At 38.7% G+C, this 14124-nt stretch carries 16 protein-coding genes and 1 riboswitch; of the genes, 2 read left to right on the plus strand and 14 right to left on the minus strand.

What is annotated here, in order from left to right:
- Positions 1-25 precede the first annotated feature (25 nt).
- A complete protein-coding gene (locus IV81_RS03125; RefSeq protein WP_057802201.1) occupies positions 26-676 on the plus strand; it encodes a CPBP family intramembrane glutamic endopeptidase in 651 nt (216 codons plus the stop codon).
- A gap of 126 nt (positions 677-802) precedes the next feature.
- Here the strand turns inward: IV81_RS03125 and IV81_RS03130 are convergent, their stop codons facing one another.
- From IV81_RS03130 to IV81_RS03195, 14 genes are all read right to left on the minus strand, one after another.
- Positions 803-1507, minus strand: coding sequence for an ABC transporter ATP-binding protein (locus IV81_RS03130; RefSeq protein ID WP_057802202.1), 705 nt, complete (start codon positions 1505-1507; stop codon positions 803-805).
- Between the two features lie 2 nt (positions 1508-1509).
- Positions 1510-2289, minus strand: coding sequence for an ABC transporter ATP-binding protein (locus tag IV81_RS03135; RefSeq protein ID WP_057802205.1), 780 nt, complete (start codon positions 2287-2289; stop codon positions 1510-1512).
- Complete coding sequence (locus IV81_RS03140) at positions 2289-3245, minus strand: branched-chain amino acid ABC transporter permease (RefSeq protein ID WP_057802206.1); 957 nt, start codon at positions 3243-3245, stop codon at positions 2289-2291. The genes IV81_RS03135 and IV81_RS03140 overlap by 1 nt, the downstream gene beginning before the upstream one ends.
- A gap of 9 nt (positions 3246-3254) precedes the next feature.
- Complete coding sequence (locus IV81_RS03145; protein WP_057802209.1) at positions 3255-4133, minus strand: branched-chain amino acid ABC transporter permease; 879 nt, start codon at positions 4131-4133, stop codon at positions 3255-3257.
- A gap of 41 nt (positions 4134-4174) precedes the next feature.
- Complete coding sequence (locus tag IV81_RS03150) at positions 4175-5371, minus strand: ABC transporter substrate-binding protein (RefSeq protein WP_057802211.1); 1197 nt, start codon at positions 5369-5371, stop codon at positions 4175-4177.
- A 400-nt stretch (positions 5372-5771) separates the two neighbouring features.
- Positions 5772-6251, minus strand: coding sequence for a threonine/serine exporter family protein (locus IV81_RS03155; protein ID WP_057802212.1), 480 nt, complete (start codon positions 6249-6251; stop codon positions 5772-5774).
- 15 nt (positions 6252-6266) lie between these two features.
- Entirely contained in the window at positions 6267-7010 is a 744-nt protein-coding gene (locus tag IV81_RS03160) for a threonine/serine exporter family protein (RefSeq protein WP_057802214.1), read from the minus strand.
- Positions 7011-7141: 131 nt separating this feature from the next.
- Positions 7142-7342, minus strand: a complete 201-nt coding sequence (locus tag IV81_RS03165; RefSeq protein WP_057802216.1) for a cold-shock protein — start codon at positions 7340-7342, stop codon at positions 7142-7144.
- A 219-nt stretch (positions 7343-7561) separates the two neighbouring features.
- Positions 7562-8458 (minus strand): cation diffusion facilitator family transporter, encoded by an 897-nt coding sequence (locus tag IV81_RS03170; RefSeq protein WP_057802218.1) that lies wholly within the window; start codon positions 8456-8458, stop codon positions 7562-7564.
- Positions 8459-8666: 208 nt separating this feature from the next.
- Entirely contained in the window at positions 8667-9350 is a 684-nt protein-coding gene (locus tag IV81_RS03175; RefSeq protein WP_057802220.1) for a phosphatase PAP2 family protein, read from the minus strand.
- Between the two features lie 21 nt (positions 9351-9371).
- Entirely contained in the window at positions 9372-10022 is a 651-nt protein-coding gene (locus tag IV81_RS03180) for an HD domain-containing protein (RefSeq protein WP_057802222.1), read from the minus strand.
- A complete protein-coding gene (gene rny / locus IV81_RS03185) occupies positions 10019-11581 on the minus strand; it encodes a ribonuclease Y (RefSeq protein ID WP_057802224.1) in 1563 nt (520 codons plus the stop codon). The genes IV81_RS03180 and rny overlap by 4 nt, the downstream gene beginning before the upstream one ends.
- Before the next feature lie 175 nt (positions 11582-11756).
- Complete coding sequence (locus IV81_RS03190) at positions 11757-12173, minus strand: hypothetical protein (RefSeq protein WP_057802226.1); 417 nt, start codon at positions 12171-12173, stop codon at positions 11757-11759.
- A gap of 193 nt (positions 12174-12366) precedes the next feature.
- Positions 12367-13251: an RluA family pseudouridine synthase gene (locus tag IV81_RS03195; RefSeq protein ID WP_057802228.1), complete on the minus strand. Its 885-nt coding sequence runs from the start codon at positions 13249-13251 to the stop codon at positions 12367-12369.
- A 125-nt stretch (positions 13252-13376) separates the two neighbouring features.
- Positions 13377-13472, plus strand: a riboswitch (THF riboswitch).
- Positions 13473-13540: 68 nt separating this feature from the next.
- On the opposite strand from IV81_RS03195, the gene IV81_RS03200 reads away from it, so the two are divergent.
- The gene (locus IV81_RS03200; RefSeq protein ID WP_057802229.1) at positions 13541-14095 is read left to right on the plus strand and encodes a folate family ECF transporter S component; all 555 of its coding nucleotides are present in this window, start codon (positions 13541-13543) and stop codon (positions 14093-14095) included.
- Positions 14096-14124: the final 29 nt, after the last annotated feature.

Genomic DNA, 14124 nt, shown 5'->3' on the forward strand with positions numbered 1-14124 from the left:
CTATCAAGAACAAAGGAGTGTCGAAATGAAAATTGCTAAAAGTTCTATTTTAACTTTAATTACTTATTTCATTATTTTTTTACTTCCAAGTGTGCTAAACACGTTTATCAACCTTGGTGCGTCCTTTATCTGGGTTGAAACAGTTGATTATCTTTTAGGTGCGGTGATCCTATCCTTTATTAGTTTTAAAACAAACGAAATTAATCGAATTGAATCCAATCGTGGCTCACTATTTCGAGCATTGTTATGGGGAATCATTGGAACGGCGTTGGTAATTTTAATTCAATTTGCCATTAGTTATTTAACGCTTGTCCTAGGAAAAAATCCGACGTCTGCAAACACCGCCACTTTGGTCACCTTAGCCAAGACGAATCCGTTTTTTATTTTGGCGATTACGGTGGGAGCTCCAATCATGGAAGAGCTTGTCTTTAGAAAGGTTCTTTTTGGTAATTTAAGTGCCCTACTTGGACTCACCTCCAACCTTGGTTTTACCATCATGGCCATTATCTCAAGTCTGGCCTTTGCTTTTATGCATAATGATGGTCATATCTTTTTATACGCCGCTATCGGGCTCTTATTCTGCTGGTTGTATAAAAAAACAGGACGTATCCAATCTTCAATGATTGCACACATCCTGATGAACGCCGTGGTTGTTTTACCATTATTTTTAAAGTAGAACAAATATAATTCTACCGTACCTTTTCAAGAATTATCTTTTTTAAAAGTTTCCACAATATCTGTTGCTAGTAGATTGAGCTGATTACTAGCAACAGATTTTTTTATTGGGCTGTACACTACTTATTCAACCTCCCAGATAAGCCTTTTGAACTTCCACATTCGCGAGTAATTCTTTTCCGCTTCCAGTCATCTTAACTTCTCCTGAGGCTAACACGTAGGCTCGATCAGAAATTGACAACGCCTTTTTTGCATTTTGCTCAATCAATAAAACTGTCGTGCCCTGTTGATTAATTTTTTGAATAATATCAAATATTTCGTTAATAAAAATCGGCGAGAGACCCATAGAAGGCTCATCTAACAAAATCAATTTAGGCTTTGCCATTAATGCTCGCGCCATTGCTAACATTTGTTGTTCTCCACCGGATAACGTCGCAGCATCTTGATTAATTCGATCTTTTAAAATCGGAAATCGTTCAAATATTTCATCAAGGTTTGCTTTAATTTTGGCTTTGTTTTTTATTAAGAAAGCTCCCATTTGCAAATTTTCTTTGACGGACATCCCAGGAAATATATGTCGCCCCTCAGGCACCTGTGAAATTCCTTCAGCGACAATTCTTGGTGCACCATGCCGTTTGATATTCGTCCCTAAATATGTAATCTCACCATTTTTAGGTCGTAATAGTCCTGATATCGTTTTGAGAATGGTTGTTTTGCCTGCACCATTTGATCCAATCAAAGAGACAATCTCGCCCTCGTCTATCTCAAAACTAACTTTTTTGACGGCATTAATCACACCATAATTAACAGATAAATCGTTGACTGTTAGCATCCCTACACCTCTTCACCTAAATATGCTTTAATTACTTGATCATTATCTTGAATCTCAGCCGGAGTTCCTTCAGCCAATAGGGAACCATGGTCCAAAACATAAATTCTCTCTGCGACATTCATTACTAGCGACATGTCGTGTTCGATCAGTAAAATTGTAATTTGAAACATTTTTTGCACCTTAATAATTAGCCTCGTTAAGTCTGCGGTCTCTTCCGGATTCATCCCAGCAGCTGGTTCATCTAAAAATAATATTTGAGGATTTGTTGCAAGCGTCCGCACGATTTCTAATCGGCGCTGAATTCCATAAGGTAGATTTTTAGCCTTTGTTTCAGCTTGTTTCTCTAGGTTAAAAATCGTCAATAGTTTTAATGCCTCATCTTTCATCATCTGCTCTTTTTTGTAAAATGCTGGAGTACGGAAAATCGAGGAAAAGAAGTTTTCATTAAAACGATCGGTCATTGCCACCATGACGTTTTCAACCACCGTCATCTCTTTAAAAAGCCGAATATTTTGAAAAGTTCGTGCTAAACCCATTTGTGCAATTTGACTAGCCTTTTTTCCATTTAACGTGACGGCTCCATTCCTTCCGTCTAAAACGATTGAGCCTGAAGATGCTGATATTACGCCTGTTAATAAATTAAATAAAGTCGTTTTTCCTGCTCCGTTTGGGCCAATTAAAGCAACCAACTCATTTTGATTTAAATGCATCGAAACATTCGAAACGGCAGTCAATCCCCCAAATTTTTTCGCTAAGTTATCAATCTTAAGTAGTCCAGCCATCAGATTACTTCCTTCCTACTTTTAATTTTTTTAAAGATGCTCTTGATCGAAAGTTCTTTTGTTCCCAGCAGTCCCGATGGTTTAAAAACCATGATCAAAATTAAAGCAAGTGCGTAGATGACCATTCGAAGTGCTCCAAAATTCTGTAGAATCGTATCAATTACACCCAGAGCAATTGCGGCAACAAAGGTTCCCGTTATACTGCCAATTCCACCAAGCACGACGATGATTAAAACTGAAATAGATTCCATTATTCCAAATTCACTTGGTGCAATTGTTTGTAAATAGGACGCGTGCAACGAGCCGGCGATTGCTGCCGTTGCCGCACCAAAAACAAATGCCGCTAGCTTCCACTTAAAAACATTCACGCCAACTGATTCTGCAGCAATTTCATCTTCGCGAACGGCAATCACTGCGCGTCCGTCGCGACTGTGGATAAAATTGGTTAACACAATTGTTGTTATGCACACCATAATGTACACGGTTGGCCACGATGCAAACTGTGGAATATTAAAAATGCCCGCTGCGCCACCCGTAATTTTCATATTGTTAATCACAATTCGAATAATTTCAGCCGCGCCCATTGTTGCAATTGCCAGATAATCACCACGTAGGCGTAACGTCGGAATCCCAACTATCAACGCAATCACGACGGATAAAATAATACCAACTATCAGTGAAAGGTAAAAACCGCTTCCCCCACTTACAGAGCTTGTAATAATGGCTGTTGCATACGCTCCGACCGCCATAAAACCCGCATGTCCTAACGAAAATTGTCCCGCAAAGCCAATCACCAAATTTAGACCGGTTGCTAAAATAATATTGATCCCAATTGTCACTAGCATATTTTCAATAAATGTATTAACTATTCCGACCAGAATTAAAGTATTAATCATGTAAAAGCCAGCGGCCATAATAATTAACCATGTAATATTGTATTTAAAATTATCTCTCATCATCGCCACCTACACTTTTTCTTTAACATTTTTACCGAAAATTCCGGCTGGCAGAATTAACAAAATAGCAATTAGTACAACGTAGACGACCGCATCCTTGTATGCGGAAAGACCGATAGCTTGAAAGAAAGTTTCTAGAACCCCAATCAAGAATCCCCCCACTGCGGCCCCTGGAACTGATCCAATTCCACCAAGAACAGCAGCAATAAAAGCTTTAATTCCTGGTGTCATTCCCATCAATGGGTCAATTGAATTATAGTAAAGCCCAATCAGCACCCCAGCGGCACCAGCCAATGCAGATCCTAGTGCAAATGTAAAAGAAATTGTATGATTTATGTTAATTCCTACAAGTTCAGCCGCATCGGCATCGACCGAAACAGCACGCATCGCTTTGCCCATCTTGGTTTTTTTGATGATCACTTGCAGTAAAACCATCAGAACACACGAAGTAACCAGAATTAAAATTTGAATATTGGAAATCAGTACACCACCAACGTCAAAGCTATGCTGTTTAATCACCTGTGGAAAACTTCGCGTATTTGATGAAAATGAGTATGACATTCCATTTTCTAGTAAATATGAAACACCAATTGCCGTAATCAAGGCCGTAATCCTTGGTGAATGCCTTAGGGGTCGATAAGCAAAATATTCAATGGTAACTCCACTAATTGCACCAATAACCATTGAACTCAGTAGTGCAGCGATAAAATTAAAGTGCCATTCATTAATGACATAAAAGCCCCAGAAAGCCCCTAACATATAGATATCACCATGGGCAAAATTAATTAACTTAATAATTCCGTAAACCATAGTATAACCTAACGCAAGCAACGCGTAGATGCTTCCAAGAGAAAGGCCATTGATAATTTGTTGAAAAATTATTTGCAAAACATTTTCCTCCATCAAAATTAAGGTAGTGATATTTTCGCCTATTTAATTTCTGTTGTTTTAGAAACTTTTCCATTTGTAAGCTGTTCAACCACGATTGGTTTTTCGGGATCATGTTTGCTGTCAACCGTAATATTGCCCGCCACTCCTTTGACATCCTTCAATTTAGCAAGTCCTTCGGCAACTTTTTCAGAATCTGCCGAATTTTCCTTTTCGATGGCTGCTTTGATCATGTAAACAGAGTCGTATGCCAATGCTGAAAATGTAGGCGCTTCCGAACCGTATTTTGCTTTATATTCTTTCATAAATCCTTTTGCCGTTGCACTTGTGGACGCCGCCTTTGCGGAAAATGGTGTGGTGTAATAGATTTTACTTGCATTGTTGTTGCCGGCAATCTTAGCAAGTTTTGGATCAGCCATTCCATCTGATCCAATAATTGGAACTTTAATTCCGGCTTCACGAGCTTGTTTAATGATCGTTCCAATTTCTGTGTAGTAACCAGGTACATAGATTGCATCAACTTTCTTGGACTTAAACGACGTTAGCACAGCATTAAAATCCTTATCGCCTTCGGAGAAGTACTGTGTATCAACAACTTTTCCACTAAATGACTTTTTAAATGCTTTTGCCAAACCAGTTCCATAATCGCTAGAATTATCAGCAAATATTGCAACCCGTTTAGCTTTCAAATTATTAGAAACAAATTTTGCCGCGGTGTTACCTTGAAAATTATTTTGAAAACATGCTCGGAAAACATATTTTTGCGTTTTTCCATTTTTCATCAGAGTATAACTAGGATCAGTCGCCGATGGACTGACACTTGGGACTCCAGCTTTTGTAATGTTTGGAATTTGTGCCGTTCCTGCATTGGTTGTTGCAGGTCCAACAATGGCAGAAACCTTGTCATTATTGGCAAGTTGCGCTGCTACAGATGCTGATGTATTATTCGAAGTTTTATTATCTTTGACGATCAATTTAATCTTTTTCTTCTTCCCATCCACGTTGATACCGCCTTGCCGATTAATTTCATCAACCGCAATCTGAATTCCTTGTTTTTGCTGTTGTCCATACCCACCGGCTGCGCCCGATAGCTCCATATTTTCGCCAATTTTGATTATGCTTCCAGTCGCTTGATTGCCTTTGCTCGTTGTCTTGGCTGTGCTACAAGCTGCAAAAATTACAGTTGTAGCAGTAATTGATGCAATATACATAAATTTCTTAACAATATTCTTTTTCATGACTGATTCCTACTTTCCATTTCTAATAATTTTTAATAAATTCAAATCAACCCACGCAATCCTCCCATTTTATGAAATAAAAAAGACCCCATTCTTCAACGAATGGGGTCTTTGTCGTGCTATCAGCCCTCATCATTAAAGACGCAAATAAGGGCTCAACTTTTTGTTTGTAATTAGATAGCGGGCTATCTTACAACCAATGTCGGGTCCTTGATCTTTAATAATAAGGCTAAATCTTGATAATTGGAGATCGCCGCATAAGCGGAGTTGTTCATTTCATATAGTTTATTCATAGCGGGGACCTCCTTATCTTGATTCATTAATTTATGTTTCAAAGTATATCTTTAGTTTAATCTAATGTCAATCGTTTTTTAATTATTTTCTAATCAAATGATAATTATTATTCCTCATCCTCATGACTCGCGGCTTTGGTGAATCTTTTTTTTAACTCATTTCCAATTCTTCTTTGAAGTCGATCAATTAGCTCAGCCATTAAGAAGCCGATTCCAATCGAACCCGCAATTTCGCCAACTTCCATCATAAAGTGAATTGCCAAGTCATTATGTGATAGGGCAAAATTTCTGATCATTTGATAAGCCTGCCCACCAGGCACCAGTGGTACGATTCCTGGAATGTTAAAAATAATCATTGGCATTTTCATCCTACGTGCCGCAAACAGGCTGAGAAGTGCGATAACGGTCGTTGCTGTTAGTGCACTAAGAGCTAAACCAAGGTGAACTTGAAGCATCACCCAGTAAATCGTCCAAGAAACACCACCAATGATTCCAGCCACAATCAACGCTCGATGAGGAATATTAATGATAATCCCAAAGCCAATTGTCGCAATTCCTGCCATAAAGAACTCCAATAATAATTGCATTGCCTAATCCCCCGTTTAAAGAAAACGAAATACAAATGCAATCCCAAAGCCAATTGCACATGCTGATAGAAGTGCTTCTACACCACGTGCAGGACCGCTGACCAGGTGACCATTTAAAATATCCCTGACCGCGTTTGTCAATGGCACTCCGGGAACTAGAGGCATTACAGAACCGATGATAATATCATCAACCGAATGCCCCACTCCCCACCGAACAGCCAGAACCGCTACGATTCCAATGACGATTGAAGCCACAAACTCGCTAATGTACTTAATATTTAGAATTCGATTAATAAAGTAAAAGATAATGAAGCCAAATGCACCGGTTAACGTGGTAATTCCTAAGTCAACCATATTTCCTGAAAAAGCAGTCATCAATGGTCCGCTTACCAGTGCCGCTCCCAACACTTGTAACCAGAATGGAAAGAACGGCGTCGCTTCGTCTAGCGTGCTAAGCTTTTGATAAAATTCTTCCAATGTAATTTCCTTTTCAGCATATCGCCTAGAGTAGGTATTAACTGCCGAAACTTTTTCTAAGTCAATTGCTCGCCGCTCAATTTCTTCAACTTGTGAATTTGTTGAATTCGGAATTGAAATAATAATTCCTGTAATCGTGGCAAAAATTTTAAGGGTGCTAATTCCGGAGTTTGTCGCTATTCTTTTCATGGTATCTTCTGCTCGCGACATCTCTGATCCATTTTCAATCATTATCCGACCGGCAAGCAAGCACGTGTTAATTACCTGACTTGTTTCAATCATAATCCAACGCCTCCACTTCGATTAACTTATTATACACAAAAATAAATGCTCTTTTTCAACTTTTATCATTTTACGCAAAAAAAAGGTAGGTCGCCGAAGCTTCCTACCTTCATAACTATTTAAAATTTAAATTAGTTTTTGTTTACGTTAACTGCTTGTGGTCCACGGTCGCTTTCTTCAACGTCGAAAGAAACTGATTGGCCTTCTTCAAGAGTCTTGAATCCGTCGCCTTGGATAGCTGAGAAGTGAACGAATACGTCACTACCATCTTCGCGAGTGATAAAACCAAAACCCTTGTCAGCGTTAAACCATTTAACTGTACCTTGTTCCATTATGAACATCCTCCTGTAAACCATAAATATGGCTTTGTTTAATTTGTAGCTCGAGCCGGTAGTAATGGGGATAGTTCAAATAAAACAATCTGACCAAAAGCACCCAACCAAAAGCACAGCTTTATTATAGCATGCTCAAATTAAAAAAGATACCTTCAAGACCATTTTATAGTAGCGGGTTTTTATTAAATCGTTTTAATAAAAAATCCATCATCAAAATCACACATCATCCCTCTTTGTTGTAAACGTATGCGATTCTAATCCGCGATCAACCTCCGCTTGTAACGTGACATGTTCAATATTAAATTTATCCTTTAACATTTTTTCGATGGTTCGATAAACTGGCTCAACTTCACTTAAATATTCATCTTTTAAGTTGATATGTGCTGATAACATTACCCGATGTTCGTCAATCATCCAAGTATGGACATGATGCATATTAACCACTCCTGGAACGTCTAAAACTTCATTCCGAATTGCATCATAATCAAGTTTTGGACCGGCCTCCATCAAAATATTGGTTGATTCAATAATTAGTGGAATTGTTTCATACGCGATGTATAACGAAACTAACATTGTCATCAATGGGTCTACCCAATAAATATGAAAATTCTTAATAATGACGGCTCCAATAATTACGCCAATTGAAGAAAGTGCATCACTTAAAATATGTAAGTAGGTGGCCTTTATATTTAAACTTTCACTTGATCCTCGGTGTAACAACAGCGCCGAAGCTAAATTAGCAACAAAGCCAATCACCGCAACAATCAACATTAAATTCCCGTTAACCTTTTCCGGATGAATTAGTCGTTGAACAGCTTCCCACATCAGCATTGCCGACATGATTATCAAAAAAATCGAATTAAAGTACGACGATAAAATCTCTGCCCTGCGGTATCCAAAAGTTTTGGATTGATTGGATGCACACGCACTGATTTTGCTGGCAATAAAGGCCATGACAATTGATGCGCTATCGCCCAAATTGTGAATTGCGTCTGATAATAGTGACAAGCTTCCTGACGCAATGCCACCGATGAATTCTGCGACAGTTATTAGCAAGTTTAACGTTGTTACTTCAAAAAACTTAACTCCCGTGGTTTCTTTTTCATCTCCCATAAAACTTCCCCCATTCTCTAATCAATATTATTATGCTTCTTTAACTAAAAAATGCAATAAATTTGAAATACCCAATCTTGTTGTTATCCATTTGATTATTGGAAGTCAGCAAATTAAGAATCAATCTATTCATCTAGTAAAAAAGGTACCAGCCATATTTTCTGATTGCACGTCGCACAGAAAAGTAAGGCTGATACCTTAATATAATTTAATGTCTTCTTTGGTGTTGACCCACTGCAGGCGAAACGTATCCTGCAATCAGACCATAGAATTTTTGATAGAGCAGCAATGCCACCCATAGCCAAACCACACCCAAAGCAACTGATGTAACCGTATCTGTTAGGTAATGCGCTCCCATATAAATACGGGACCACATGACTAAAATCTGCCAAGTTACTAGTCCTCGTATTGACCACATTTTTAAGCTCGAATCTGCCATTGGTCGAATGAAGTATAAATAGATAAAAGCTAATACTAAAAATGCTTCAAAGGCATGCCCACTTGGCATACTATATCCCGTTTCAGGAACGATTTGATCAATCGTTGGTCTAGCGCGTTGAACAAATTCTTTCAGCAAAAATGCAACTACGGCACCGCCGAACATCGTACAGATTACCCAAATTGCATCAACGCGTTGATCCATTTTAAACCACAGATATAGCGCAATTAAAATCGCATATATCAAACCTAACTTCGTGTCAGCAATATTCGTTATTAACCGCATAATTGGCTCTAAGAAAGAAAAAAACTCTCCTTGAACAATACTGCTAAAAAATTGGTCAAAAAACTGCATAAATTCATTTTGCATCTTTGCTCCAAGAGCTAAGACAATAACTACTACCGCCGATATTGCTACATATTTTTTTGGAATGTTGTTAGCATCGTTTAACATTGAAACTCCCCCTAAATTGTGTTAATTCCACTCTGATTCAAATTTCGTTAAAAATGTTTGCATGTATTCAGTTCGTTCTTCCGCAATCTTTTTTGCAAGCGGCGTGTTCATATCTTTTTTCAAAAGTAATAACTTTTCATAAAAATGATTAATCACCGTCTTATTGTCACGATATTCGTCATGTGACATATCCTGACGAGGCTTAATACTAGGGTCATACATCACGTGTCCGTGAGCTCCACCGTAGTAAAAAGTTCGTGCAATCCCTATCGCCCCAATTGCATCCAATCGATCTGAGTCCTGAACAATCTGCCCCTCTAGCGAAAGTTTATATTTGTGTTCTAGATTATCTGAAAATGACATATGAGTAATAATGTCAAAAATATGAGCAATATCATAATCATCAACGGACAGTTCCCTTAAAAAATTAGCAACTTGCCTTTCAGCCATCTCCTGACTTTCGACCAACTTTTCATCAATCACATCATGCAAATAACCTGCAGCTAGGATAACAAATTGATTTACTTTTTCGGATTGATCTTCCATTAATTTTTTAGACATTGCGACCACCCGCGTAATATGTGCATAATCGTGTCCGGTTAAATCATCTTGCAATTTTTCTTTTACGAAATTATCAATTTTTTCTATCTGTTCGACACTATCTTCATTCATGCTTGTTTTTTCTCCGCGTATTCTACAATTTCTAATTTCCTAACAACGGTCACTTTTACCTGTCCAGGATAAGTAACATCTTCTTCAATCTGACTTTTTACGTCCGTCGCTAGAACGTGGATGCTTTTATCATTGGTATCCTTCGGTTGAACAATTACCCGTAATTCTCGTCCGGCTTGAATTGCATAGCTTTCCTGAACCTCAGGATGATTATTAGCAATTCCCTCCAGACTCTTGATCCGTTGCAGATAATCAGCTGCCGACTCGCTTCGCGCACCTTGACGTGCTCCCGAAATTGCATCAGCTGCTTCAACCAGATCCGCAATCACGTATTTGGATTCAACATCCCCATGATGTGAAGCAATTGTATTAATCACCACTGGGCTTTCATGAAATTGAGTTGTAAGTTCCACACCAAGTTCGACATGGGTTGCTTCAATATCACGATCAATTGATTTTCCAATATCATGTAATAATCCCGCTCTTCTTGCCATCACTGGATCTTCACCAAGCTCTACGGCAAAGATTCCTGCCAATTTTGCGGTTTCAATTGAATGCTCCAATATATTTTGACCATAACTAGTCCGATAGTGCATTCGACCAATAATTTTAATCAAATCAGGTGCAACATTTTTAAGCTTTAATTCACGCACCGCGTCTTCACCATAACGGCGAATTCGTTGATCGACCACTTTGTTTGCTTTGTTGACCAATTTTTCAACGGTATCTGGTACAACCCGTTTTTCAGCCTTTATCAATTCCATCGTTTCCATTGCGATCGTTCGGTGGACCGGATCGTAGCCATTAATGATTACTTCTTTGTTCTGGTCGTCGATAATGACATCCACACCCGTTAAAGCCTCCAACGCTCGAACATTTTGGCCCGAATTACCAATAATTTTCCCTAAATATTCTTGACTATCCGCAATAAAGCTCCGATGGTTTTCATATTGAATGCTTTTAATCGCACTGTGTTCCATTGCTAATGCAATTAAATCCTCTGATTCTCGTTCACTCGAACTTTCTAGTTCCGTTTGTGCATTGTTAATGAATTCATCCCGTGATTGATCCATATCCCGTCTTGTAGCATCCAAGATCTCTTTTTTAGCCTGAGACTCCTCTAAATTTGATACTTTCTGAAGCACTTGCCAACGTTTTGAAATAAGTTGATTGGCATCATTTAAGGTTTGCCGCGTCTCTTCACGACGTTCCTTTAATTTTTGCCTCTTTTGAGATAAACTGTCAGCCCGATTGGTTAAATTGGTTTTCTTTTGATTAAGCATTCCAACTCTTTGCTCGATCCAAACTTCTTTTCGCTGGTTATCATGCAAATCATCGTCCAATTCTTGATCAATCGCGTCCTTATATTGTTTAGTTTCTTCTCTACTTTTTTTCGTATATTTGTTAACTGCTTGTTGAGTCTTAATTTGTTCTTGACTTAAAATCTGTCGCGCGGCACTACGGGCTTGCATCAACGCTTCGACATGTTTTTTTGATCGGTACCAGTATCCAGTTCCAACTGATACCAATAATAAAAGCAATATTAAAATTGATGCCATTAAGACGCCCCCCTTTTTCTTTAAACAATCAGATTTAATTATATCATAGTCAACCATCGAACAAAGCGCGTGATTCAAAGGTAGATATTTCCAAAAATTTAAGTAATTAAAAATTCAGAAGATGCGCTAACATGTAACGTTGCCATATCTTCTGAATTACTTTTATATTATTAAACTATTCTTCAACCATTCGCCAGACTCCCTCGCCGGCCTTTTCCATATCATTAACAAAACTCAAAACCATCTTTGCCCGATCGGCATCTTGTTCGAATAGACGATTTAATCCTTCACCCGTCGTCATTGGCGTTCCAAGATTAAATTGGCCCTCGCCCATTTGTGCTTCTGAAAAGGCTAAAACCCAATCTCCCGTATCAATTTCTGTGTATAGAAAGAAAAGGGCATAGTCATCACTTAAATACGCTGGAACGGCCCAGACGTTGTCGCCAACTTCTTGTGTCTTATTCCCCATAAAATTGTATTCTGAAGCATTGCTTGCATTAACTTCATGATTCATTTGCATTAACATCGCATTGAATTCAGGTTCCCCCAAAGTCATTTGTACATCTTCAAAATCATTGTTATCTTCTGCCATAATTATCTCCAATCTGCAGACTGGACTGCCAAATAGCATTTGCTGCAGTCCAAATTCTACTTTATAAAAAATATTGTATGCTGTGATTCCACAGGTTGTTTTATAGACATAACATTAAACAATTAAGCGTTTAAATTCTACTTCTATAATTGATTTTTTTCCACAAAATAAGTCGCATTCCAAATTTAAAAATTTAATCTTCCATTCCAATTTCTTTCAGATCGGCTGGTAATTCGGCTTTAAAGCTAACTTTTTGATCAGTAAATGGATCAAAAAAGCGAATCGATTGTGCGTGTAATGCTTGCCGTTCAATTCCCCGATCCATCGGACCCGCATATAGCTGATCGCCGATTAGGGGATGCCCTGCATTAGCAAAGTGAACGCGAATTTGATGTGTTCTTCCTGTTTTTAATTGAATTTGAACCAAAGTTTGGTCACCAAATCTTTTCAAAACTTTGAAGCTGGTCGTTGCGTTTTGACCATCAGCGCGGACTTCACGATGAATACCATCGGCTGCTAAACCGATTGGCTGATCAAACGTTCCCTTATCCGTTTCGATAAGTCCATCAACCATCGCAAGATACGTTTTTTTAATTTTATGATGCGCAATCTGCTCACTTAGCAAACTATTTGAAACCTGATGTCGCGCAACCAAAACGATTCCGCTAGTGAACCTGTCTAATCTTGTAATGATATGTGGGACCATGTTTTTTGATTCAATTTCCTGCCAATGTCCCTTAATTCGGTTAACCAAAGTATCTTCACGGTCGCTAGGTCCCGGAACCGATGTTAATCCAGCCGGCTTATTAACCACCAGCCAGTTCGCATCCTCGAAAATAACGTCGATGTTTCCATCACTGACTGCAACGTTTGGGTCTGGTTCTTCATCTGGAAGCTCAATCCAAATTGATTCGAATGGCATTAATTTATCTTTAAAACCAATATCTCGTTCGTTCTCATCAATTAATCGCCCCTCATTTTGAATTCGTTGTAATAGGCGTTGACTCATTCCTGATCTTTGCAAAACTTTTTTTGCACTAATAATTTCTTCTAAGTTGTTACTAAATTGGTATCGCATACATGCTCCATTCATCTATCTTCTTTATTGTATCGATACTTTCATTATATACGATTTTAAATCAAATTAACGAATTCCTTTCTTTATTTTTGCTTTAAGTTAGCTATAATGAGGTTAGCTCTATCAATGGAGTAGGAATTGACGCGTTAAGTGCCAGAGAGACGGAGAGTTGCTCGACGGACGAATGCTAGTCAGCGATGTCAGTTCCGCATCTCGCCGTTGAATAGGAAGTTCTTTCATGCTATTTCCTTATTCGCTAAGCGGCCATTAAAGAATTGGAGGGATTTGCATGAAGAACTTCTTTAGTATCAAAAATGTTTTTTCTGTGCGAAACCTAACCATTATGGCTTTACTGGCAGCGTTAGATGTTGTGTTAGCACGTTACACAACCATCCATCTAACTCCCCAGTTCACCTTGGTTAGTTTTGAGTACATTCCGGCAGCCATTGTTTCCGCCCTTTTTGGACCATGGGCGGGAATCGTCTTCGGTTTAGTAAGTGACACGGTTGGCTATTTTGCTAATCCGGTCGGACCTTATTTACCGGTCTGGGCGATCAGCGCCATGACGGCGAATTTGATTCAATCCGTGTTTTTATACCGCGGTAAATTTAGCTGGTGGAGAATTTTAATTGCCCGACTGCTAGTGATGTTGATTGTCACCATGGGATTAAACTTCATCTGGCAATCCATGTACTTTGGCGCTGCAGCCGCCGCCTATTATAATTCGGCGCGGATCATTAGTAATTTAGTTCAACTGCCGATTCAGGTCATTTTAATCCGTGTCTTTGGGCAAATGGCGTTACGGACGGTCAGCCGCTTAAATGCTAGTCGGCAATCCGTCTGATAATTTTATTTGCTTTTATCCAGTATTCA

It is taken from the genome of Pediococcus stilesii (genome assembly GCF_001437075.1).
Classification (GTDB): domain Bacteria; phylum Bacillota; class Bacilli; order Lactobacillales; family Lactobacillaceae; genus Pediococcus; species Pediococcus stilesii.